This window comes from Kitasatospora sp. NPDC005856 (assembly GCF_040629945.1).
In the GTDB taxonomy this organism is placed as follows: Bacteria; Actinomycetota; Actinomycetes; order Streptomycetales; family Streptomycetaceae; genus Kitasatospora.
Genome location: NZ_JBEXWT010000125.1, coordinates 1 through 21939 on the forward strand (window position 1 = coordinate 1; position 21939 = coordinate 21939).

At 73.7% G+C, this 21939-nt stretch carries 21 protein-coding genes; 7 read left to right on the forward strand and 14 right to left on the reverse strand.

Annotation, left to right across the window (positions count from 1 at the left end; genetic code table 11):
• Positions 1-110: 110 nt before the first annotated feature.
• Both ABZ449_RS38495 and ABZ449_RS38500 read right to left on the reverse strand, forming a co-directional pair.
• The gene (locus ABZ449_RS38495) at positions 111-758 is read right to left on the reverse strand and encodes an HNH endonuclease family protein (RefSeq protein WP_360355759.1); all 648 of its coding nucleotides are present in this window, start codon (positions 756-758) and stop codon (positions 111-113) included.
• A gap of 231 nt (positions 759-989) precedes the next feature.
• The gene (locus ABZ449_RS38500) at positions 990-2420 is read right to left on the reverse strand and encodes an amino acid permease (protein WP_360355762.1); all 1431 of its coding nucleotides are present in this window, start codon (positions 2418-2420) and stop codon (positions 990-992) included.
• 421 nt (positions 2421-2841) lie between these two features.
• Here ABZ449_RS38500 and ABZ449_RS38505 point away from each other — a divergent pair, with 421 nt between their 5' ends.
• On the forward strand, positions 2842-3057 hold the full coding sequence (locus ABZ449_RS38505; protein ID WP_360355765.1) for a hypothetical protein: 216 nt from the start codon (positions 2842-2844) through the stop codon (positions 3055-3057).
• Positions 3058-3155: 98 nt separating this feature from the next.
• Here ABZ449_RS38505 and ABZ449_RS38510 read toward each other — a convergent pair whose 3' ends face one another.
• Complete coding sequence (locus ABZ449_RS38510) at positions 3156-4148, reverse strand: deoxyribonuclease IV (RefSeq protein ID WP_360355768.1); 993 nt, start codon at positions 4146-4148, stop codon at positions 3156-3158.
• Between the two features lie 255 nt (positions 4149-4403).
• Between ABZ449_RS38510 and ABZ449_RS38515 the strand changes: the two genes are divergently transcribed.
• From ABZ449_RS38515 to ABZ449_RS38525, 3 genes are all read left to right on the forward strand, one after another.
• Positions 4404-5840, forward strand: coding sequence for a cytochrome P450 (locus ABZ449_RS38515; protein ID WP_360355771.1), 1437 nt, complete (start codon positions 4404-4406; stop codon positions 5838-5840).
• 419 nt (positions 5841-6259) lie between these two features.
• Positions 6260-7342, forward strand: a complete 1083-nt coding sequence (locus ABZ449_RS38520) for a right-handed parallel beta-helix repeat-containing protein (RefSeq protein WP_360355774.1) — start codon at positions 6260-6262, stop codon at positions 7340-7342.
• Positions 7343-7449: 107 nt separating this feature from the next.
• Positions 7450-8484, forward strand: coding sequence for a methyltransferase (locus ABZ449_RS38525; RefSeq protein WP_360355776.1), 1035 nt, complete (start codon positions 7450-7452; stop codon positions 8482-8484).
• 154 nt (positions 8485-8638) lie between these two features.
• On the opposite strand, the gene ABZ449_RS38530 is transcribed toward ABZ449_RS38525, so the two are convergent.
• The 9 genes from ABZ449_RS38530 to ABZ449_RS38570 form a co-directional block, all read right to left on the reverse strand.
• Positions 8639-9295: a class F sortase gene (locus ABZ449_RS38530; protein WP_360355778.1), complete on the reverse strand. Its 657-nt coding sequence runs from the start codon at positions 9293-9295 to the stop codon at positions 8639-8641.
• Positions 9296-9396: 101 nt separating this feature from the next.
• Positions 9397-9870: a hypothetical protein gene (locus tag ABZ449_RS38535; RefSeq protein ID WP_360355781.1), complete on the reverse strand. Its 474-nt coding sequence runs from the start codon at positions 9868-9870 to the stop codon at positions 9397-9399.
• Positions 9871-10249: 379 nt separating this feature from the next.
• Positions 10250-10579: a TcmI family type II polyketide cyclase gene (locus ABZ449_RS38540; protein ID WP_360355783.1), complete on the reverse strand. Its 330-nt coding sequence runs from the start codon at positions 10577-10579 to the stop codon at positions 10250-10252.
• On the reverse strand, positions 10576-11031 hold the full coding sequence (locus tag ABZ449_RS38545) for an SRPBCC family protein (protein ID WP_360355786.1): 456 nt from the start codon (positions 11029-11031) through the stop codon (positions 10576-10578). Before ABZ449_RS38545 ends, ABZ449_RS38540 begins: the two co-directional genes overlap by 4 nt.
• A gap of 1 nt (position 11032) precedes the next feature.
• Positions 11033-11293 carry an acyl carrier protein gene (locus tag ABZ449_RS38550; protein WP_360355789.1) on the reverse strand — a complete coding sequence of 87 codons (261 nt, stop codon included), beginning with the start codon at positions 11291-11293 and terminating at the stop codon, positions 11033-11035.
• Between the two features lie 28 nt (positions 11294-11321).
• The gene (locus ABZ449_RS38555) at positions 11322-12560 is read right to left on the reverse strand and encodes a ketosynthase chain-length factor (protein ID WP_360355791.1); all 1239 of its coding nucleotides are present in this window, start codon (positions 12558-12560) and stop codon (positions 11322-11324) included.
• A 5-nt stretch (positions 12561-12565) separates the two neighbouring features.
• Positions 12566-13822, reverse strand: coding sequence for a beta-ketoacyl-[acyl-carrier-protein] synthase family protein (locus ABZ449_RS38560; RefSeq protein WP_360355794.1), 1257 nt, complete (start codon positions 13820-13822; stop codon positions 12566-12568).
• A complete protein-coding gene (locus tag ABZ449_RS38565) occupies positions 13819-14244 on the reverse strand; it encodes a cupin domain-containing protein (RefSeq protein ID WP_360355797.1) in 426 nt (141 codons plus the stop codon). The genes ABZ449_RS38560 and ABZ449_RS38565 overlap by 4 nt, the downstream gene beginning before the upstream one ends.
• 27 nt (positions 14245-14271) lie before the next feature.
• Positions 14272-15447, reverse strand: a complete 1176-nt coding sequence (locus ABZ449_RS38570) for a SchA/CurD-like domain-containing protein (RefSeq protein WP_360355800.1) — start codon at positions 15445-15447, stop codon at positions 14272-14274.
• 303 nt (positions 15448-15750) lie between these two features.
• On the opposite strand from ABZ449_RS38570, the gene ABZ449_RS38575 reads away from it, so the two are divergent.
• Positions 15751-17376, forward strand: coding sequence for an FAD-dependent monooxygenase (locus ABZ449_RS38575; RefSeq protein ID WP_360355802.1), 1626 nt, complete (start codon positions 15751-15753; stop codon positions 17374-17376).
• Between the two features lie 76 nt (positions 17377-17452).
• Here the strand turns inward: ABZ449_RS38575 and ABZ449_RS38580 are convergent, their stop codons facing one another.
• Positions 17453-19114, reverse strand: coding sequence for an APC family permease (locus ABZ449_RS38580; RefSeq protein ID WP_360355805.1), 1662 nt, complete (start codon positions 19112-19114; stop codon positions 17453-17455).
• Positions 19115-19435: 321 nt separating this feature from the next.
• Entirely contained in the window at positions 19436-20356 is a 921-nt protein-coding gene (locus ABZ449_RS38585) for a serine/threonine dehydratase (protein ID WP_360355807.1), read from the reverse strand.
• Positions 20357-20659: 303 nt separating this feature from the next.
• On the opposite strand from ABZ449_RS38585, the gene ABZ449_RS38590 reads away from it, so the two are divergent.
• A complete protein-coding gene (locus ABZ449_RS38590) occupies positions 20660-21541 on the forward strand; it encodes a DMT family transporter (protein WP_360355809.1) in 882 nt (293 codons plus the stop codon).
• A gap of 71 nt (positions 21542-21612) precedes the next feature.
• On the forward strand, positions 21613-21939 hold a 327-nt coding region (locus ABZ449_RS38595; protein ID WP_360355812.1), incomplete at its 3' end, for a hypothetical protein.

Sequence of the window (21939 nt, forward strand, 5' to 3'; positions counted from 1 at the left end):
CTAAAAACCACAAATGTCTATTCTTTATTGTTGTACTTATTTTTGTTATACCTTTCTCGCGGCAGTGCGGCCCGGCGCGGTGCGAGCGCCGGGCCGCAGGGGCTCTCGGGTCAGCAGTTGTTCAGGATGCCGGTGAGCGCGGTCTTCTCGGCGCTGTCCACGCTCAGGCCGTAGTGCTGCTTCACCTGCACCCAGGCGCGGGCGTAGGTGCAGCGGTAGGAGGCCTGGGGGAGCCACTCGGCCGGGTCGCGGTCGCCCTTGGAGCGGTTGCTGCTCGCGGACACCAGCAGCAGCTGGGGGCGGGTGATGTCGTTGGCGAAGGCCTGGCGCTGCGCGGTCGTCCACGCCCAGGCGCCGGAGGCCCAGGCCTCGGAGAGCGGCACCAGGTGGTCGACGTCGAAGGAGGAGGCGTTGGTGGTGGTCGCGCCGTCGTACGGCGAGGACCAGTTGCCGCTGGTGGCCTTGCAGGAGGTGTCGGTGGCGACGTTGCTGCCGTCCCGCTTGACGACCCACTCCCGGGTGTCGCAGGTGCCGCTGATGGTGATCCAGGTCGGGAACAGCGTGCGGTCGTAGGTGTCCCCGTGGGTCTCCGCGGCGGCGGGCATCGCGGCGAGGTAACTGCGGGCGGTGGCCGCGGAGATCGGGGTCGGCAGGGCGGCCTGGGCGGGGGTGCCGGCCGTGACCACGGTCACGGCGGCGAGGGCGGCGGCAGCCGGTATCCAGGACAGGAACCGGCGTGCGGATGCGGCGGGGGCCATGGCGGACGCTCCATCATCAGATCGGATGAACTGCTGAATTGCGTGCGCCAGTGTGGCGATCCGGGCACCTACGCGGGTAGATCCGGGAAGTGAAATCCTCGTGCACATCGGACGTGCACCGGACAAGTCCGGCGCACGTCATGGGGGTTCAGGGGGATGTGTCCGGTTTCCGGCCGCCGCCGAGGGCCCACCGAGGGCCTGTCGGCGGCCTACCGTCGGCTCGCCGGGGGCTCAGTCGCGGCGGCGGCCCGCCATCCAGACGTAGACCAGGATGCCCGCGAACAGGAACAGGACGCCCTGGTACACGGCGGCGTAGCCGGCCCCGGCGAGCAGCCAGAGCGAGAAGGCGAAGGAGCCCAGGCCGAGGACGGCGTCGCGCACCAGCCGCCCGCGGTCGACCCGTTCGCCGGCCCCGCGCACCAGCCAGTACAGCTGGGCGGCGGCGGAGAGCAGGTACGGCACGGTGGCGGTGAAGGTGGTGACCAGCACCAGCACGTCGAAGGCGCCCTTCGCGCCGCTGGCGAAGTTGAGCACGGTCAGCGCCGAGGCCAGCGCCACGCTGACCAGCACGCCGAAGGCCGGCACGCCGCGGCGCTCCTTGCCGAAGGCGGCCGGGAACAGCCCGTCCTTGGCCGCCGCGTACGGGGCCTGGGCGGCGAGCAGGGTCCAGCCGTTGAGCGCGCCGGTCATCGAGACCAGTGCGGCGACGGCGATCACCGTGCCGCCCCAGGTGCCGCCGAACATGGCGTCCACGGCGTCCGAGAACGGCGCGGTGGAGTGGACGAGCTGCTGGTGCGCCACGGTGCCGAACACCGCGACGGTGCCGAGCAGGTAGACCACCGCCGCACCGGTGGTGCCGAGCACGCTGGCCCGCCCGACGTTGCGCTCCGGATCGCGGACCTTGCCGGCGCTCATCGCGGCCGACTCCACGCCCAGGTAGCTGTACAGCAGGATCGCCGCGGCGGCGGTCATGCCGCCGGCCCAGCCGTGGCCGGTGGCGTCGAAGGGCCCGAGGTTCTTCGGGTCGAAGAAGAACAGGCCGCCCACCGAGACCAGCAGCAGCGGAATGAACTTCAGGACGGTGGAGACGAGTTGGACCACCCCGACGTAGCGGGTGCCGGCCAGGTTGGCCAGTGCCGGCAGCCACTGGAAGGCCAGCGCTGCGGTGATCTCCAGCGGGATGGAGTGGTGGAGCGGCAGCAGCACGTCCAGGTACCCGACGGCGGCCACGGCGAGGGCGGCGTTGCTGACCCAGGTGGTGATCCAGTACGACCAGGCGGACAGGAAGCCGGCGAAGTCCCCGAAGGCCTCGCGGGCGTAGACGTACGGCCCGCCGGTGCGCGGGTTGCGGCGGGCCAGCTGCCCGAAGACCAGTGCCAGCGCGATCGCGCCCACGGTGAGCACCCCGAAGGCGGCCAGGCTGACCGTCCCGAACGGGGCCACGGCGGCGGGGATCATGAAGATGCCGCCGCCGATGATGTTGCCCATCACCAGGGCGGTGGCGGTCACCAGCCCGAAGCGGCGGCCGGTCGTCTGCCGCGACGGGTCGTCCGGGGCGAGTCCGGCCGGCCCGGGGCCGGCCGTCGGGGAGCCGACCGGCCCCGGGGTCTCCGGGTCGCTCGGTCGGGTCGCCTGCCGGGGTGCGGCGGGACTGGTCTGCATGAGGGTGGTGCGCCTTTCGTGGAGCTGCTCCGGTGGCTCCACGCGTTCGGTGGAGCGATACGGAGCGACCGTTCATGCTCGGACCAGGCGATACCTTGCACCAAATCGATGGGATTTGTTCAGTTCGCCCGGTCCGTCGCCGCAAGACTTGCGGTCGCGGGGCGGCCCGACGGGCACTCGTTCGGCACCCCTCCGCCCGGCTGTTCGACCGGATTCACGGAGGTGTGCCCGGGTTCGTCCGGCCGGGGGAGTTGCCTCACCCGAACGCCTCAGCTCGGTTGCGGCGCGCGCCCGAAGCCTCGCGTTCGTGTGCAAACGTGGGCGCGGCGCCCCCGGTGGGGCGCCGCCCAGCCCGTCGGGCGGCCGAACCGGCCGGTCGGGGGCGCGGGTTGAGGACCAGAGACGAACCAAAGGACATCAGATGTCGCTTCGTGGGAAGATCCGCAAGCTCGCAGTGATCGTCGCCGTGGCCGGTGCCGTGGTGGCGGTCCCGACCTCGGCCGTGGCGGGGGGCTACGCTCCGACGCAGTCGGAGGGGCAGCACCTGGAGTCCGGCACCGCGGGCGTCGGCCTGTTCGGTCCGCACGCCAGCTGGTTCAACTACTCCGAGCACGACGAGAGCGACTGCGGCTGCTGATCCCCTCCGCACCCCGAGCCCGCAGGCCGCCCGTCGGCTTCCGGGCTCGGGGCCGTGCCGCGGCTTCCGGGATCACGGCCGTCCCGCGGCTTCGCGGCTCACGGCCGTGCCGCGGCCGCCGGCTCCCGCCGGTCGGCCGGACGGGTTCCGGGGCCGGGGACGGCGGCCCGGTCCCGCAGTTCCTTCAGCACCGCGATGTCCATCGCGTGCCCGGTGCCGTCCCCGCCGTGCTTGCGGTCCGGGGTCTCCACCACCAGGGGCACTCCGGCCGTCTCCGGGTGTTCGAAGAGCTCGCGGAACGGCTCGGCGCCGATCATCCCGGCGCCGATGTTGGCGTGCCGGTCCTTGCGGGCGCCGACGACGTCCTCGGAGTCGTTGGCGTGGATCAGTCGCAGTCGGCCCGGACCGGCCGCGGCGGCCAGCGCGTCCAGTGCGGCCGTGACCCCGCCCGGCTCCGCCAGGTCGTGCCCGGCGGCGAAGGCGTGGCAGGTGTCCAGGCAAACTCCCACCTTCGGGTGATGGTCCAGCGCCTCCAGGTACTCGGCCAGTTCCTCCAGCCGTGAGCAGAGCGAGCTGCCCTGGCCCGCCGTCGGCTCCAGCAGCAGCCAGGGCGCGTCCTCGCCCAGTGCGTCCAGTTCCTCCAGCAGAGGCCGGACGTCCGTCCGGACCTGCGCCATCGCCTCGGCCCGGCGCGAACCGCCGCCGGGTGCGGAGCCGACCGCCGAGCCGGTGTGCAGGACGACGCCGAGCGCGCCGATGGCGTGGCCGCGCCGCAGCGAGTGCCACAGCGAGTCGGCCGAGCGCTCGCGGGTGGCCGGGTTGTCCGAGCCGAAGTTGATCAGGTACGGCGCGTGCACCCAGGCCGGGATGCCCTGTTCGGCGCAAGCGGCGCGGAACTCCTCGTCCTGGGCCGGATTGCCCGGGGGAGTGGCCCAGCCGCGCGGGTTGGCCACGAACACCTGGACCGTCTCCGCGCCGACCCGGTCCGCGTACGCCAGGCCGGTGCCGGCCAGCCCACGACCGGCCACCGGGACATGGGCGCCGATGGGGTTGCGGAGGGCGGCGACGGGCGGTACGTGCACGGTGGTCATGGCCCCGAGCATGTCACGCGCCCGGACCGGGGTGCCGGGCGGCCCGGACCGAGCGGGGTCGGCCGGAGAGCCGGCGGGCCCGGACGCCCGAGAGGCAGGACGCCCGAGAGCCCGGAGGCCCGGCTCCTCCCGGCGAGTGGATAAACGATTCTCTGTGCTCGATCGAGTGAATCCGAACCGGAACCCGAGAACCGCACCCCCGCCTCCGTCACGATCCGTGACCAGATGGACTTCGCGACTCCTGAGGAGGCAGCCGTGAGCACCGCCGAACCGGTCGAGACCGTCGACCTGCGCGCCGACCACCTGATCCGCGACCCCTTCACCGCCTTCGCCGACCTGCGCGAGCGCGCCCCGCTCGCCCGCGCCACCATCCCCGGCGTGGAGCCCTTCTGGATCGCCGTCCGCTACCAGGACGTCCGCACCGTGCTGTCCGACCCGCGCTTCGTCAACGACGTGGACGCCGTCGACGGCCCCATCGCCGACGACCTCGCCACCGGTGACGACCTCGCCACCGGTGACGACCTCGCCAGCGCCGACGTCATCGCCACCACGGGCGGCCCCGCCTCCCCCGACGCCATCGGCACCGCCACCGACCCGGCCGGCCCGGCGGACGAGGCCGCCGCGCCCGTCCCCGCGCACCGCACCGAGCAGGTCTGGCGGGCCCGCGGCATGCCGCCGGAGTGCGCGAAGTACCTGCGCGCCGGAGTCTTCGGCGCGGACGGCGCCCGACACCGCCGGATGCGCGGGCTGGTGCACCCCGCCTTCACGGCCGGTGCGGTCGAGCGCCTGCGGCCCCGGATCGAGCGGCTCGCCGAGGAGTACGCCCGTGCGCTGCCTCGGCACGCCGACCCGGACGGCGTGGTCGACCTGGTCGCGCACTTCGCCTACCCGCTGCCCGTCACGGTGATCTGCGAACTGCTCGGGATCCCCGAGTCCGACCGCCCGCGGTGGCGCCGCTGGAGCTCCTACCTCGGCCGGGGCGCCGGGCCCGGCCTGGACGAGGCGCTGCGCGCCATGGTGACCGCCGCCCGCGAGCTGGTCGAGCGCCGCCGGGCGGAACCGGCCGAGGACCTGCTCTCCAGGCTGGCCGCCGCCGAGGGCGACACCCTGGCCCCGGTGGAGACCGTCTCGCTGATCCTCAACCTGATCGTGGCCGGCCACGAGACCACCGCCACCCTGATCGGCAACGGCACGGCCGCGCTGCTCGCCCACCCCGATCAGCTGGCACTGGTCCGGTCCGACCCGGGCCTGCTGCCCGCCGCCGTCGACGAGCTGATGCGCTGGTGCGGCCCGACCATCGGCGGGGTACCGCGCTACGCGATCGAGGACCTCACCCTGGCCGGCACCCTGGTCCGCAAGGGCGAGGCGGTGATGCCGATCCTCGCCGGAGCCAACCACGACCCGCGGGCCTACGCCGAGCCGGAGCGCCTGGACGTCCGCCGGGCGATCGCGCCGGACCGCGAGGGGCACCACGAGGCGCACCTGGGCTTCGGCCACGGCACCCACCGGTGCCTGGGCTCGGTGCTGGCGCACCAGGAGGCCGTCGTTGCCTTCGGCACGCTGCTGCGGACGTACCCGCAGCTGGCCCTCGCGGTCGGCCCGGAGGCCGTCGAGCGCGGACCGAACCCGGCGGCCTGGCACCTCGCCGCGTTGCCTGTCCGCCTCGGGCCGCAGGCCCCGGCCGCGGGCTGACCCGAGCCGCCCAGCCCGCTGCCGACGCGCCCGACGCGCCCGGTCCGCTGCCGACACGCCCGACGCGCCCGGCCGCCCGACGCGGCCGGGCGCGTCGCCATATCCGCGGAACACCGGATCCGCCGCTGACCGCCCCCCGGTACCCGTCGCACGGCATGCCCGGCGTCCGCCCCGCGCCGCGCCCGGCCCCCCACAACCCCGCGCCACGCCGGGCCGTCCCACCTCCGGTCGACGCCCCGTCAGCCCCGCAGCCCAGCCCTGGTGGCGGGCCCACCCGACCGCCCATACCGTCGACACGGCCGCACCCACCGGCCGTCACCGCCCGCGCACCGCGCGTCAGCCCACACCGCCGGACCGTGCGGAAGACCACGACACCCGCACGAACACCGCGCGCGCCGAAAGAAAACAGGTCACCACTCATGCCCACGCGACGGGTCCACCACCTCGCCGCGGCCACCGCCGCCGCCACCGCCCTGACCACCGTCCTCGCCGCTCTGGCCGCAGCCCCCGCGGCCCACGCCGTCGGAGGCATCCCGCTGCACCTCGTCCGGCCCGGAGAATCGATTCAGCGTGTGATCGACGCCGCCCGGCCCGGCGACACCGTCCAACTGTTCCCCGGCACCTACCGGGGCAGCGTCCGCATCACCACTCCCGGCCTCACCCTGCGCGGCGTCGGTACGGACAGCGTGATCGTCCCGGGGGACGGCACCGAGAACGCCTGCGCCACCGCCGGCCACGGCGTCTGCGTGGTCGGCACCGAGGAGAACCCGCTGTCCGGCGTGACCATCGAGGGCCTCGCCGTCACCGGCTTCCGCAGGAACGGCATCGACGCCAGCGGCACCACCGGTCTGACCGTCGCCGGCACCTACGTCCACGACAACGCCCAGCAGGGCATCAGCCAGGAGATGTCCACCCGCGCCGTCATCCGCGGAAACCTCTCGGTCGACAACGGCCAGTCCGGCGTCTTCCTCGCCAACTACGCCTACCGCGAGGGCGGCTCGCCCGACACCGGCGGCACCGTCGTCGAGGGCAACGAGCTGATCGGCAACCGGGTGGGCGTCACCGTCCGCCGGTTGCGCGGACTGGCCGTCCAGGACAACGCGATCAGCGGCAACTGCGCCGGGGTCTTCGTGGTCGGCGACGAGGGCGTGCCCCGCGCCGGGGACCTCGACGTCCGGCGCAACGCCGTCATCGGCAACAACAAGTTCTGCCCGGCCAACCCGCGCCTGGGCGCCATCCAGGGCGCCGGCATCGTGCTCACCGGCACCGAGGACACCCGGGTGACCGAGAACCTGGTCCACGACAACACGGGTACCTCGGACTTCTCCGGCGGCATCGTCCTCTTCAAGAGCGTCGTCGGGGTCTCCAACGCCCGCGCCGTGATCACCGACAACCAGTTGAGCGGCAACGGTCCGGCCGACCTCGCCGACCGCGACCCGGGCGCCGACAACACCTTCGCCCGCAACACCTGCGAGCGCTCCGAGCCGACCGGCCGCTGCTGAGCCCCGCCCCTCGCCGCCCGCAGCCCACCCCTCACCCCTCACCCCTCACCCCTCGCCGTTCGTCGTCCGCCGCCCCAGGAACTCCCAAGGACCCGAGGAACCCAGCCATGACCACCGCACCCGCCCACACCAGCCCCCAGGCCGCGATGCGCCTGCGCGAGCTCGTCTTCGGCGCCGCCTGCGCCGCCGCCGTCCGCGCGGCCGCCCGGCTCGGTGTCGCCGACGTGCTCGGCGACACCCCGACCACCGTCACCGACCTCGCCGTCGCACTCGACACCGAGCCCCGCCAGCTCCGCCGCCTGCTGCGCGCGCTCGCCTGCTACGGGATCTTCCAGGAGAGCGGCGACGACCGCTTCGAGCACACCGAGATGTCCCGGCTGCTGCGCGAGGACGCCCCCAACTCGCTGCGCTACATCTCCCTCTGGTGCACCGAACCGTGGACCTGGGAGGCCTGGCCGAAGCTGGACGAGGCCGTGCGCTCCGGCCGCAACGTCTTCCCCGAGCTGTTCGGCAAGGAGTTCTTCGACTACCTGCACAGCGACGCGGGCGACTCGGCGAAGGTCTTCGACAAGGCGATGACCACCTCCAGCCGGCAGTCCGCCGAGGACTTCGCCGAGTACCTGGACCTCACCGGCATCGACTCGGTGGCGGACATCGGCGGCGGCCAGGGCCATGTGCTGGCCAGCCTGCTGGAGAGGCACCCGGCGCTGCACGGCACCCTGCTCGACCTGCCCAAGGTGGTGGCCGGCGCCGACCCCCGGCTCCACGACGGCGGCGTCTTCTCCGACCGGGCCCGCCTGGTGCCCGGCGACTGCCGGGTGGAGATCCCGGTCCGCGCCGACCTCTACATCATCAAGAACATCCTGGAGTGGGACGACGACAGCACCCGCCGCACCCTCGCCAACGTGGTCAAGGCGGCCGGCTCCGGCGCCCGCGTCGTGGTGGTGGAGAACCTGGTCGACAACAGCCCGTCGATGCGCTTCACCACCGCGATGGACCTGATGCTGATGCTCAACGTGGGCGGCGCCAAGCACTCCGAGGAGAGCATGGTCGGGCTGATGGCGGAGGCCGGACTGACCGTCACCGCCGTCCGCCCGGTCAACCCCTACCTGCACGCCTTCGAGGCCGTCGTGACCGGCTGAGCCGCCGCCGCCGCACGCCCGCACGACCGCCGGTGCGCACGACCGCCGGTACGCGCGACCGCGGACCCGAACGACCGCCGGCCCCCGACAATCGGGGGCCGGCGGTCGTCGCGCTCCCGGCCGACCGGGGCGGGTCAGTCCGGGTCAGTCCGGGTCAGCCCGGGTGGGAGGACTCCAGGTGGGCGAAGACCACCACGTTGTCCAGGTAGTCCCGCCGCTTCTTGTCGTACGTGCCGCCGCAGGTGATCAGCCGGAGCTGGGCGTCCGGGGTCCTGCCGTACACCTTGGCGTCGGGGAAGGCGTCCTTGGCGAAGGTCTCCACCGAGTCGACCGAGAACACCGCGACCGTCCCGTCCGCCCGGCTCACCTCGATCTTGTTGCCCGGCAGCAGGAAACTCAGCAGCAGGAACACCGCCGGGCCCTTGGCGGTGTCCACGTGTCCGGCCAGGACCGCGCTGCCGCGCTCGCCCGGGGTGACGCCGTCCCGGTACCAGCCGACCAGGTTCTTGTCCTCCGGCGGCGGCGCGTCGAGCTGGCCGGCCGGGTTGAGGGCCAGTTCGGTGAACGGCGCGTCCACGGCGATCTGCGGGATCCGCAGCCGGGTCGGCTTGGCGCGTCCGAGCGCCGGCGCCCCGGCGTCCGCGGGACCGGGGACGGCCGGCGCGGCGGCCGCCGGGGGAGCGGGCTTGCCGTCCTCGGCGGAGTCCGATCCGGTGTCCACCGAGTTGTAGATCAGCAGCAGCCCGACCGCTGCCGCGCCCATCCCCGCGCGCAGCAGCCGGGGTGTTCCAGAGGCGGGACCGCCCGTCATTCGTGTCCTCCGCTCGACCTGTTCCATGACGGCCCACCGCCCCCGGTGCGCCCGCCCCGTGCGGGGAGGCGCCCGGAGGCGGCGTCAGCAGGGCGTCGGCGTCAGGCGACCGCGCCGGGGGTACGGCGCCCGCGACGCAGGGCGTAGGCGCCCGCCCCGAGGCCGCCGAGCAGCAGCACCGCGCCGGAGGCGAGCCCGCTGCCGGACAGCGCGAGACCACCGCCACCGGTGTGCACGCCGCCGTGGGGGGTCTTCTCGTCCTCTTCCTTGGCTTCGGTGCCCTTGTGTTCGTCGGTGCCCTTGTGTTCGTCGGCGCCCTTGTACTCGGTGGCGCCCTTGTGCTCGTCAGTGGCCTTGCGCTCGTCGGTGCCCTTGTGCTCCTCGGAGACGGCACCGCCCTTCTTGTCGTCGGTGGCCTTGGAGTTGTCGGAGGTCTTCTCGGACTTGTCCTGCTTCTCCTGCCAGGTCAGGTTCTTGCCCTGGTCGGCGGCACCGTCGGCGAAGGCCATGGGGGTACCGACGGTGAGCACGGCGGCGACGGCCGCCCCGGCGAGCAGCGTGCGTGCAGAACGCATGAGGGTGATCCTTCCGGCGCGCAGGACCGCGACTGCCGGCACGGTGCCGGGCAAGGGGACTCGCGGGGGGTGCGCCTGATCCACGGTCATCCACCGTGCGGCCGATTGCCACCGGAGCGTGGCAGCGCCGGTACGCAGTGTGCTCCCTTCGGGTGGAGTCCCGGGTGTGTTCACCCGTTCGGCCGGGCGATCCGGGTGAATCCGCGGCAGGTGGATTCGAGCAGCGTGTATCCGAGGCGGTCGGATTCGAGCCGGGCGGGCCCGAGGCGCGGTGGATCCGGTTCCCGAGGGGCCGGTCCGCGCCGGCGCCGTCCGGCCGGACACGCGTGGGCCCGCCCCCGGCGAACGGCCGGGGGCGGGCCCATCGGGAACCGCCGGATCAGCGGTCCCAGCGGTAGAACTCCCGCGCCATCGCGTCCTTCGGATCGCGCCAGGTGGCCGGGTCGTACGCCTGCACGTAGGCGGTCAGGCGGTCGCTGACGGTCCGGAACTCCGGGTGTCCGACGACCTTGGCGACGGCCGGGCCCGGCGGGCGGTCGGCCTCGATCAGGTGCAGGTAGACGTCGCCGAACTGGAAGAGGCTGCGGCCGGTGACGCCGATCAGGTGCGGCAGCTCGCCCTGGTCGGACTCGGCGAACACCTGGGCGATGTCCGGTGCGGCTTCGGGTTTCATCCGGGCGACGATCAGCGCCCGGTGGACGCCGGTCACAGCTCCGCCGCCCGCTTCTCGACCTTCTCCCGGATCAGCTGCATCTGGATCTTCGAGTTCCGGTTGAGGTGGCCGGTCATGCCCTCGTCGTCGACCGGGGCGGTCGGCTTCATCGCGAAGTCCTGGATCCAGCGCATCCTGGTGCCGGCCGGCACCTCGGCGTACTCCCAGCGGATCTCCATGAACTCGAACGGGCCGGGCTCGACCCGGCGGGCGCGCACCGAGAGCGCGTCCCGGTCGGTCTCCCGCTCCGATACCCAGCTCCACACCTGGCCGTTCTCGTCCGGGTGCATGGTGAGCCGGAACCGGACGAGGCTGTCCTGCCGGTCCAGCACCTCCACCGAGGCGTACTCGCTGAACAGCTGCGGCCAGTTCTCCAGGTCGTTGGTCATCTCCCAGACCAGGTCGAGCGGAGCGGCGATGACGATCTCGTTGTCGGTGTGTCCGGGCATCTCAGGCACCGGCCTTCGTGGCGAGGGAGGAGTTGACCAGCTCCAGGAACTCGGCGGGGGTCTTGGCCGACTCGGCGCCCGAGGTGACCTTGAGGCCGTGCCGGTTCTCCAGCTCGCCGACCACGCCGAGCAGGCCGAGGGAGTCGATGCCGAACGTGTCGAACTCCGCGCCCGGCTGCGCCAGGTCGCCCGGGTCGACGGCGACGCCGGCCCGGGCCTGGAGCAGTTCGGCGAGTTCCGGATAGCTGAGGGTGTTGCTCACGGGGTTGTCCCTTCGGTGGGTGGGTGGTTCAGGGCCGCGCGCGCCGGACCACCAGCGCGGAGTTGGAGCCCATCAGCCCGCGGCTGAGGACCAGGGCGGTGTTCAGCTCGGCCGGGCGGGCCCGGCCGGTCACCAGGGCGAGGTCGTGGCAGACCTCGGTGACGTTGGGGGTGGGCGGCAGCACGCCGTCCTCCATGGCCAGCACGGCGGCGGTCACGTCGAGCACGGGGGCGCCGCAATAGGCCCGCCCGGTACCGGTCTTGGGTGCGGTGACCGGGACCCGCTCGGCGACCGGGCCGAGCGCGTCGGCCAGCGCCAGGACCTCCGCCCGGTCGGCGTCCGGCACCCCGAGGGCGTCCGCGAAGACGACGTCGATCTCCTCGGCCGCGATGCGGGCCTCGTCCAGCGCGATCCGGATCGCGGCCGCCAGCCCCTCCCGGGACTCGGCCCAGCGGGAGGCCCCGGTGAAGGTGGCGCCGTGCCCGGCCAGCAGTGCCCGGACGCGGGCGCCGCGCAGGCGGGCCGCCTGCTCGTCCTCCAGCAGAAGCATCGCGCCGCCCTCGGCCGGGGCGAAGCCGCAGGCGTCGGCGGTGAACGGCAGGTAGGCCCGGTCGGCCTGCTCGGCCAGGCTGAGCTCGGGGTAGCCGAGCTGGCAGACCATCGAGTACGGCGCCAGCGGGGCCTCGGCGGCGCCGACCACCACCGCGTCGGTGCCGCGCTCGATCGCGCGGGCGGCGTGCGCGAGGGCGTCCAGCCCGCCGGCCTCGTCGCTGGCGACCACCCCGCACGGGCCCTTGTAGCCGCCGCGGATCGAGATCTGGCCGGTGCTGGCCGCGTAGAACCAGGCGATGGACTGGTACGGGCCGACGAACCTGGGCCCCTGGCCCCAGAGTTGCTGGAGTTCGCGCTGGCCGAACTCGCCGCCGCCGGAGCCGGCCGCGGTCACCACGCCGACCGCGTAGGGCTGTTCCCGGTCGGGCCGGAAGCCGGCGTCCGTCACCGCGAGGTCGGCGGCGGCCATCGCGTAGTGCGTGAAGCGGTCGGTCTGCACCAGGAAGCGGTTGTCGATCGCCGACTGCGGATCGAAGCCGTTCACCTGGCCCGCGATCCGCAGCGGCAGCCCGGTGCAACCCTCCCGGGATATCCGGTCGAGGACGCTCACGCCCTGCCGGGTGGCCTTCCAGTAGGCGTCGGCCCCGACCCCGTTGGGCGCCACCACGCCGAGGCCGGTGATCGCCGCCCGGCGGCCCTGCTGACGTGACGTCATGGAACTCACCCCGTTCTGTTGAGCACGACGGCGGACTGGAATCCGCCGAATCCGCTGCCGACCGAGAGGATGTGGCTCAGCGGCAGCTCGCGCGCGGTGCGCGGCACGTAGTCGAGGTCGCACTCCGGGTCCGGAGTCTCGTAGTTGGCGGTCGGCGGCACGACGCCGTGGGCGAGCGCCAGGGTGCAGGCGACGACCTCGATGGCGCCGATCGCGCCGAGCGAGTGCCCGACCATCGACTTGATCGAGCTCATCGGCGTCTTGAAAGCGTGCGCGCCCAGCGAGCGCTTGACCGCGGCGGTCTCGTGCCGGTCGTTCTGCTTGGTGCCCGAGCCGTGCGCGTTGACGTAGTCCACCTCGGTGGCGTCCACCCGGGCGTGGGCGAGCGCGTGGTCGATCGCCCGGGACATCTCCAGCCCCTCCTTGGTGAGGCCGGTCATGTGGTAGGCGTTGCCGAAGGTGGCGAAGCCGCCGATCTCGCCGTAGATCCGGGCGCCGCGGCGGCGGGCGTGCTCGAGTTCCTCCAGCACCAGGACGGCGCCGCCCTCGCCGAGCACGAAGCCGTCCCGGTCGGCGTCGAAGGGGCGGGAGGCGTGCTGCGGGTCGTCGTTGCGCTCGCTGGTGGCCTTGATGGCGTCGAAGCAGGCGACGGTGATCGGCGAGATCGGGGAGTCGGAGGCGCCGGCGACGCAGATGTCGGCGCGTCCCTCCTCGACCGCCTGGAAGCCGTAGCCGATCGCGTCCAGGCCGGAGGTGCAGCCGGTGGAGACGGTCTGCACCGGGCCGTGCGCGCCGGTCCGCTCGGCCACCGCGGAGGCCAGGGTGCTGGGGGCGAAGGCCCGGTGCAGCTGTGGCTCGGCCTGCCGGTGGTCCACGTCCCAGCGGGCTCCGGCCGCGCTGACCAGGGCGTAGTCGTGCTCCAGCCGGGTGGTGCCGCCGACGGCGGTGCCGAGCGAGACGGCGATCCGCCACGGATCCTCGGCGGCCAGGTCCAGGCCGGCGTCGGCGATCGCCTCGTCGGTCGCGACCATCGCGAACTGCACGTAGCGGTCGGCCCGTTGGACGTCCTGTGGGCCCAGTCCGTGGGCTGCCGGGTCGAAGTCGACCTCGGCCGCGATCCGGGAGCGGAACCCGGTGGGGTCGAAGAGCGTGATGCCCCGGGTCGCGGTGCGGCCGGCCGTCAGCAGCCCCCAGAACGCCGGGACGCCGACCCCGCCGGGCGCGACCACACCGATCCCGGTGACGGCGACGCGCCGGGTCACGAGCCCACCTTGGCGTGTTCCGGCGGCCCGGAGGCCGCGGTCCCCTCGGTGCTGACGTGGCCGAGGTCGGGGCGCGGGGCGAGCGGGCCGAGGTGGAAGACCATCCGGGCCTCGGTGGAGCCGACGTTGCGGAAGCGGTGGCGCATGTTGATCGGGATCATCAGGCCCTGGTCCGGCTTGAGCGGGTGGGGCTCGCCGTCCAGGTCCACCTCCAGTTCGCCGCAGACGACGAACACGAACTCCTCGGAGTAGGGGTGGTAGTGCTCGCCGATCCGCTCGCCGGGCTTGACGATCGCCAGGCCCATGAAGCCGGTGGTCGCACCGCAGCTGGTCGGGGTGAGCATGGTGCGCAGCTCGGCGCCGTGGCGGCGGTTCTCCGGTGCCTCGTGGACGCTGACGATCCGTGGGGACTGCGTGGTCATGGAGATCTCCCGTGAAGTGACGGAGCGTCAGTTGTTGATCGGGTCGGCGGAACTGCGGTCGGTGACCGGGTTCATGGCCCGGGCGGCGAGGAAGGCGCCGAGCCCGGTGGCGGTGCGCAGGTCGCTCTGCGGGCCGAGGTCGAGCAGCCCGGCGAGCACGACGGCCTGCCGGTCGTCGGCCACGCCGAGGGCGGCCGCCGGGTCGGCCTCGGCCGGTACCCGCAGGTCGACCAGGCGCACCACCACGTCCTCGCGGTGGAAGACGGTGGCGGCCGCGACCGGCCCGGTCGGGTCGGCGGTGGCCAGGTTGTCGTGCTCGGCCAGCAGTTCGGCCACGTCCCGCCCGTGGCCCGGACGGACCGGGTAGAGCACGGCGTGCCGGTGCAGCCGGGCGGAGGCGGGGGAGCTGGCGATCGCCTGGTGCCGGGCGGGCAGCGCGGCCTTGGCGAAGAACGCCCGGGCGGCCTGCGGGTCGCCCAGCTGCCGGGCCTCCTCCAGGTGCGGGTTCAGCGCTTCTTCGACGGCCCGCACCTCGGGCTGCATCGCCACGTGGCGCAGCGCGTCGCCGAGGTTGCCGACCACCTCGACGGCGCGGACCACCCGGTTGCCGAGCATGAACAGCGAGGTGCGGCGCAGCCGGGTGTGCTGGTCCACCTCGGCCCGGGGGGAGGCGTAGCCGGAGAGGATGCGGGCCACCTCGGGCTCGCTGCCGGGCTTGACGGTGAAGGTCAGCGCGTGGCGGACCACGCCGTCCGGGCCCGGGTCGGCCTTGGGCGGGCCGACGTGCCCGGCCGGGGTGGTGCGCGGCAGCCCGGGCGGCACCTCCATCGGGGCCCGGGTGCCGGTGGAGCCGGCCGCCGAGGTCTCGCGCAGCACGGCGTAGCGCAGCGAGCGGAAGTTGTCGCTGACGCAGCCGTGCATCGGCTTGACCATCTCCCGGTGGGCCGGGCTGTCCACCCACTCCAGGAAGGTCTCCTGGTCCTTCCACTCGCTGGTGATCAGCCACTGGCGCGGGTCGTTGATCGACTGGCACAGCTGGTCGCTGACGTGGCCCGGGACCGAGGCCACCTGGTGGCGCAGCTGCTCGTACACGTCGAGGAAGCGCTGCTGGGCGCCGTCCTGGATCTCCAGCATCAGCACCACCCGCAGCCGGGTGTCGGCCTCGTCGTGCTGCTTCGGCTGGGGTTCGGACAGAGTTGTCATGATCCACTTTCTGCTCTGGGCCGCACGCTGCGGGCCGTGTCGGCCATGCCCGGCGGGTGCTCCCCGGCCTGGGAGGGCGGTGCGACGGCGGTTCGGCCGGGCGAGTCGGCGCCAGGCCTGAGGTCGATCGTGGGCGGCGCACCGGGCGCGGCGCGAGATTTGCGGGCCATCCGGGGGAAGGGGCGGCACGGGTGCCCTCCGGCGGGGGATGGAAGAGCGGGGCCCCGGCTGAGAGGGCCCGTCGAGGGCGGCGCCGAGTCCAGTCACCGGGCCGCGGAATCCCCTGACAGGGCGGAGCAATCGATGAATCCGAAGGTTGACGACCGGGTGCCGGTCCTGATCGTGGGCGGCTCGCTGGTCGGGCTGTCGGCCGCACTCTTCCTCGGTCGGCTCGGGGTCCGGCACCTGCTGGTCGAGAAGCACGCCGACACCTCGCACCACCCGCGGGGCCGCGGCAACAACGTCCGCACCATGGAGCTGTACCGGGTCGCCGGGATCGAGCCGGCGATCCGCGAGGCGGCCTCGATCCTGGCCCCCAACCACGGCATCCTCCAGGCGCCCTCGCTGACCGGCGCCGAGCAGGAGTGGCTGTTCCGGGAGATCGACCCGGGCGGCCGGCTGGCCCGGTTCAGCCCCAGCTCGTGGTGCCTGTGCAGCCAGAACGACCTGGAGCCGGTGCTGCGGCGGGCGGCCCGCGAGCTCGGCGGCGACCTGCGGTTCAGCACCGAGCTGATCTCCTTCGAGCAGGACGCGGACGGGGTCACCTCGGTGCTGCGCAGCCGGGAGAGCGGCGAGGAGCGGGTGGTGCGCTCGGAGTTCCTGATCGCCGCGGACGGCCCGCGCAGCCCGGTCCGGGAGAGCCTGGGCATCGGCCAGTCCGGCAAGGGCGAGCTGTTCCACAACGTCAGCATCACCTTCCGGGCCAAGCGGCTGGCCGACGTGGTCGGCGACCGGCACTTCATCGCCTGTTACCTGACCAACCCGGAGGCGGACGGCGCGCTGCTGCCGGTGGACAACCAGGAGGAGTGGGTCTTCCACGCGCCCTGGCACCCCGAGCACGGCGAGCCGCTGGAGGCCTTCACCGACGAGCGCTGCGAGCGGCACATCCGTACCGCCGTCGGCCTGCCGGAGCTGGACGTCGAGGTCACCGGCCGGGCCCCCTGGCACGCCGCCGAGCGGGTGGCCGACCGGTACGGCGCCGGGCGGGTCTTCCTCGCCGGGGACTCCGCCCACGAGATGTCCCCGACCGGGGCGTTCGGTTCCAACACCGGCATCCAGGACGCCCACAACCTGGCCTGGAAGATCGCCGCCGTGTTGTGCGGCTGGGCCGGGCCGCGGCTGCTGGAGACGTACGGGCAGGAGCGCCGCCCGGTCGCCCGGGTGACCGGCGAGCGGGCCTCGGCCCGGTCCGCCGAGCACAGCCACCCGGGCTACGCGGTGGTGCCGGGCGTCGGCCGGCAGGCCGGGGTGCTGGCGGTGGCGCTCGGCTACCGCTACCCGGTGGGCGCGGTGGTCGGCGCGGACCGGACCGGGCCGGTGGTCCCCGAGCAGTTCGAGTCGGCGGGTGAGCCGGGCAGCCGGGCTCCGCACCAGTGGCTGCGGCGCGCGGGCGTCAAGCTCTCCACGCTGGACCTGTACGAGCAGGCGATGGTGCTGCTCACCGGTCCCGAGGGCGGGGCCTGGCAGGCCGGTGCCCGGCGCGCGGCCGACCGGCTGGCCGTCCCGCTGGACGGCTACCGGATCGGTGACGGGGCCGAGGACGACCTGGCGCCGGAGCCGGGCGCGGACTTCGCCGCGCTGCACGGCATCGGCCCGCAGGGCGCCGTGCTGGTCCGCCCGGACGGCTTCGTCGCCTGGCGCTCGCCCGGCCCGGCGCAGGACGCGGAGGCCGAGGTCGCCACGGCACTGCGGACGGTGCTGGGCCTCTGACGGCCGGCCCCGAAGGGACGCGGAAGGGCCCGCCGGTCGCACGGCCGGCGGGCCCTTCCGCGTGTGTCGTGGGCGGTCAGTGGCCGCCCGCGTCGACCACCTCGACGTCCGAGACCTCGTGCTCGATCGCCTCGGCCGGCAGCGCGACCCGGATCGCCCAGAAGTAGATGGCCAGGGAGAACAGTGCCACCACGGCCATGTCCCACCACATCGGGATCCGGCCGGTGCCCTCACCGAAGCCGCCCTGCCAGGAGATCAGGCCGAGGCCGACCAGGTAGACCGGCAGCCACTGGGCGGACCTCCAACTCAGCCGCGGCGCGTTCGGCAGGCCCTTCTTGATCGCGTACGCGGCGTAGCTGCCGAGCAGGACGTAGCCGAGCACGATGGCGATGCCCAGGCGGGACAGGGTGTGCCAGCCGGCCCAGTAGATGATCAGGCTGGAGACCACGAACGCGGCCGGGGAGATCAGCTGGCCCGCGGGCAGGCGGTAGGAGCGTTCCCGGTCGGGCAGCCGGCGGCGAAGTGCGCCGAAGGCCAACGGCGCGCCGGCGTACATCAGCACGCTGGCGGAGGTGATGAAGCCGACCAGCTCCTGCCAGCTCGGGAAGGGCAGGAAGCAGACCACGCCGGTGACGAACGACATGGCCAGGCCGAACCACGGCACGCCGTTCTTGTCCAGCTGCTCGAAGCGCTGCGGCGCGTAGCCGTTCTTGCTGAGGCCGTAGGAGATGCGCGAGGTGGAGGTGGTGTAGATCAGGCCGGTGCCGCCGGGGGAGACGATGGCGTCGAAGTACAGCACCCAGGAGAGCCAGCCCAGGCCGACCAGGGTGGCGAGGCCGGCGAAGGGGCCCTCGATGCCGGGGAAGTCGAGCTTGTCCCAGCCGTTGACGAAGGAGCTGACCGGCAGCGCACCGATGAAGGCGACCTGCAGCAGCACGTAGATCAGGGTGCCGATGGCGACCGAGCCGAGCACGGCGCGGGGGATGTCGCGCTTGGGGTTGCGGCTCTCACCGGAGATCTGGATGGCCTGCTCGAAGCCGAGCAGCGCGAAGATGATGCCGCTGGAGCTGATCGCGGCGAGCACGCCGTGGGCGCCGAACGGGGCGAAGCCGTGGGAGGTGAAGTTCGAGCCGTGGAAGCCGTTGATCGACAGCGCCAGGATCGTGAGCAGCGGGACGCCGATCTTGAGCCAGGTCGCGACCGAGTTGGTGGCGGCCAGGACCCGCACACCGAGGAAGTTGACCGCGACGAACACGCCCATCAGGACCACGGCGACGGCGAAGCCGCTGATGGTGAGGGTGCCGTTGTCGTTGAGGAAGCTCTTGGCGAACTCCCAGTGGCCCGCGTAGCCGATCATCGCCTCGACCTCGATCGGGGCGACGGTGGCGGCCTGGAGCCAGGAGAACCAGCCGAACGACATGCCGGCCAGGCCGCCGAAGGCGTAGTGCGGGTAGCGCGCGGTGCCACCGGAGACCGGGAACATGCCGCCGAGCTCGGCGTGCACGAGCGCGAGCAGGACGATCGCGACGGCGCCGATGCCCCAGGAGACGAGGGCCGCCGGTCCGGCGGCGACGACGGCGTTCTTCGCGCCGAACAGCCAGCCGGAGCCGATGATCGAGCCGACCGAGGCCCACATGAGGCCGATGAGGCCGACGTGGCGCTTGAGCGACCGCTGGGTCGTCCCGGATTCTGCGGAGGTGCTCTGCCCGGGCGGCGAGATCTGGTTGAGGGAAGCCATGAACGATCTCTCTGTGGGTGGGGGCTCCGGGGTGGGCGGAGCGCGGAGAGTTGCCACACAGTAGGTCTATTCAGAGAGGTCTGCACAGATTTCATTACTGAATATTTACCTTCTTTGCCGGATATCCCTGCAGGTAGGAGGCACTCTGTTCAGTCGTCTGTTACGTTACCGAGGGGTAAGTCCAGCATTTGAGCATGCGTTGAGCTTCGCCATTCACGCCGGGCAATATTGTCGTCCCGTTCATTCATAGAAATGGCGATCGCCGCATGGTCATACCGGCCGACCCGGGGAGGGCCGGCCGGGGTGGTCGCTGACGCTCCGTCAGTTCACCAGGTCGGACGGGTCGGTGTTGGCGCCGCAGAGCAGTACGGCGACCCGCTCGCCCTCGGCCCGGTCGGCGGCGGCGAGGGCAGTGGCGGCCGCGTACTCGACGGCGATCCGGCGCTCCTCCCAGAGCCGTCGGCGGGCGCGCACGATGGCCTCGTCGTCGACCAGCACCGAGCGGACGCCCTCGTGCGCGGCCGCGTCCACGGCGAGGGCGGTGGCGCGACGGGCCCCGAGCGAGTCCTGGGCGACGGAGTCGACCGGGACGTCCACCGGGCGGCCCGCCTCCAGGGCGGCGTTCAGCGCACGGCTGCCCGACGGCTCCACGGCGAGCACCCGGACGCCGTGCTCGCGGGCCGCCACCGCCACCCCGGCGAACAGCCCGCCGCCGCCGACCGACACCACCACCGTGTCCAGCCCCGGCACCGCGGCGCGCAGTTCCGCCAGCACCGTCCCGGCGCCGGCGGCGATCAGCGGGTGGTCGTACGCGTGCGAGGACAGCGCCCCGCTGCCGGCCGCGAACTCCTCGCAGGCGGTCAGCGCCTCCGCGTACTCCCGGCCCGCCAGCCGCACCTCGGCACCGTACGAGCGCAGCCGGCCCAGCTTCACCGGGGAGGCCGTCTCGGGCAGGAACACCGTTGCCCGGACGCCGAGTTCACGCGCCGCCCAGGCGCAGGCCAGTCCGGCGTTGCCGCCCGAGGCGATGGTCACCCCGGTGTCCGGGAGGGTGCCCGCCTCGGCGTGCGCGAGCAGGAAGTTCTGCGCGCCGCGCGCCTTGAAGCTACCGGTGTGCTGGAGGAACTCCAGGGCCAGCCAGGTCCGCCCGCCGTCGTCCCCCGGCGCCACCGCCACCGGGCGCACCCGCCCGGCGATCCGCTTCCCGGCCGCCTCGACCTCGTCGTACGTCAGCTGGTCCATCGTGATCCGCTCCTTCGTCGAGGGGTCCGTTCCACCGGGAGTTCCGGCCAGGGCGACCGTACGTCCCGTTCGTGGACGGGGAAAGATCGCGAGCACCGGGGCCGGGCGGGGGCGTAGGGTGGCCGGGTGCGTCTTGTGATCCTCCCCCCGCCGGCCCGCTAGCGGGCGGCCCACTCCACCCACTCCGGCCCGACGGGACCTGCCCGCGGCCGGGGCGATGACTGCCGCCCGCACATCGGGGCGTGTCCGACGGACACGCTCCCAGCGGACCCGAACCGGCACCTCATCGTGGAGTACCGACGCATGACCTCCTCGTACGCCGCCGTGCCCTTCCGGCACGGCCTCCTGTCCATTTCCGCCGCCGCCGTCGCCTGGGGCGTGGGCGGCGCCGTGTCCGCGCTGCTGATGCGCACCAGCGGACTCGGCCCGGCGGGCGTCTCCTGCTGGCGCTTCGGCGTCGCCGCGCTCTGCCTGGCCCTGCTGCCGGGCCGCGACCAGCGGGCCGCGCGGGGCGCCGCCCGCTGGCGCTCCGCGGGGCTGACCGGGCTCGGCCTCGCGGTCAGCCAGTGCGCCTACTTCGGCTCGGTGCGGTACGCGGGCCTCGGGCTGGGCACCCTGATCACCATCGGCGCCGGACCGGTGTTCACCAGCCTCGGCGCCCATCTGCTGCTCGGCGAGCGGCTGACCCGTCGCGCGGGGGCCGCGGTGGCGCTGGCCCTGGCCGGCCTCGGCCTGCTGGTGGCCGCCCCGGCGGCGGGCCCGCGCCCGGCCCTCGGCATCGCACTGGCCGTCCTCGCGGGAGCCGGCCAGAGCGGCCTCACCCTCTGGGCCCGGGGCGGCGGCTCGGCCCGGGCCGGCACCGGCGCCTTCACCACCGGTCTCCTCTGCCTGCTGCCGCTCGCGGCCGTCCAGGGCGTCCACGGCGTCCTGCCGACGGGCGGGGACCCGGTGGTCACCGCGCCGGCCCTGCTCTTCCTCGGCACGGTGCCCACCCTGTTCGCCTACCGCTGGTACTTCACCGGCCTGACCGCCGTCCCCGGCACCACGGCCGCGGTGCTGGTCCTGCTGGAGCCCGCGACCGCGGCGGTGATCGGCGTGCTGTTCCTCGGCGAGCCGCTGACGGCGGGCCTGCTGGCGGGCTCCGCGCTGCTGCTCGCGGCCATCGCGGTGCTGGCGCGGGAGTAGCGGCGCGGGCGGCCACCCGGGCGGGCGACCTGTGGTCGCCGGGGGTCCGACGGCGTGCTGTCGTGGTCCGCATGAACAGCACACTCCCGGCCCGGGTGGCCGCCGCGACCGCCTCCGTCCTCCTGCTCACCACCGCGGCCGGGGCCGTGGTCGCCGCCGCCGGACCGGCCGCGGCGACCGGGCGCCGGGACGTCACCGCGGACCAGTGCCGGGGCGCGGGCGGGCACGTCGAGGGCAGCGGCTACTGCGTCGACGCCGCAGGTGACGACGTCTGGGGCCAGCCCATCGACGGCCAGGCGATCAACCCGGATCCGCGGCCCGGCGAGGAGGCCGCAGGCTCCTCGCGGACGGCCTCACCCCGATCGGCCTCTACCGCAGCCTCGCCGAGGAGCGGCCCG

Coding starts and splice junctions, on each gene's coding strand:
- ABZ449_RS38590 (WP_360355809.1), top strand. CDS start 20,660: ATGACCTCCTCGTACGCCGCCGTGCCCTTCCGGCACGGCCTCCTGTCC.
- ABZ449_RS38500 (WP_360355762.1), bottom strand. CDS start 2,420: ATGCAGACCAGTCCCGCCGCACCCCGGCAGGCGACCCGACCGAGCGAC.
- ABZ449_RS38520 (WP_360355774.1), top strand. CDS start 6,260: ATGCCCACGCGACGGGTCCACCACCTCGCCGCGGCCACCGCCGCCGCC.
- ABZ449_RS38495 (WP_360355759.1), bottom strand. CDS start 758: ATGGCCCCCGCCGCATCCGCACGCCGGTTCCTGTCCTGGATACCGGCT.
- ABZ449_RS38575 (WP_360355802.1), top strand. CDS start 15,751: ATGAATCCGAAGGTTGACGACCGGGTGCCGGTCCTGATCGTGGGCGGC.
- ABZ449_RS38570 (WP_360355800.1), bottom strand. CDS start 15,447: ATGACAACTCTGTCCGAACCCCAGCCGAAGCAGCACGACGAGGCCGAC.
- ABZ449_RS38530 (WP_360355778.1), bottom strand. CDS start 9,295: ATGACGGGCGGTCCCGCCTCTGGAACACCCCGGCTGCTGCGCGCGGGG.
- ABZ449_RS38525 (WP_360355776.1), top strand. CDS start 7,450: ATGACCACCGCACCCGCCCACACCAGCCCCCAGGCCGCGATGCGCCTG.
- ABZ449_RS38565 (WP_360355797.1), bottom strand. CDS start 14,244: ATGACCACGCAGTCCCCACGGATCGTCAGCGTCCACGAGGCACCGGAG.
- ABZ449_RS38555 (WP_360355791.1), bottom strand. CDS start 12,560: ATGACGTCACGTCAGCAGGGCCGCCGGGCGGCGATCACCGGCCTCGGC.
- ABZ449_RS38545 (WP_360355786.1), bottom strand. CDS start 11,031: ATGCCCGGACACACCGACAACGAGATCGTCATCGCCGCTCCGCTCGAC.
- ABZ449_RS38585 (WP_360355807.1), bottom strand. CDS start 20,356: ATGGACCAGCTGACGTACGACGAGGTCGAGGCGGCCGGGAAGCGGATC.
- ABZ449_RS38580 (WP_360355805.1), bottom strand. CDS start 19,114: ATGGCTTCCCTCAACCAGATCTCGCCGCCCGGGCAGAGCACCTCCGCA.
- ABZ449_RS38505 (WP_360355765.1), top strand. CDS start 2,842: ATGTCGCTTCGTGGGAAGATCCGCAAGCTCGCAGTGATCGTCGCCGTG.
- ABZ449_RS38535 (WP_360355781.1), bottom strand. CDS start 9,870: ATGCGTTCTGCACGCACGCTGCTCGCCGGGGCGGCCGTCGCCGCCGTG.
- ABZ449_RS38510 (WP_360355768.1), bottom strand. CDS start 4,148: ATGACCACCGTGCACGTACCGCCCGTCGCCGCCCTCCGCAACCCCATC.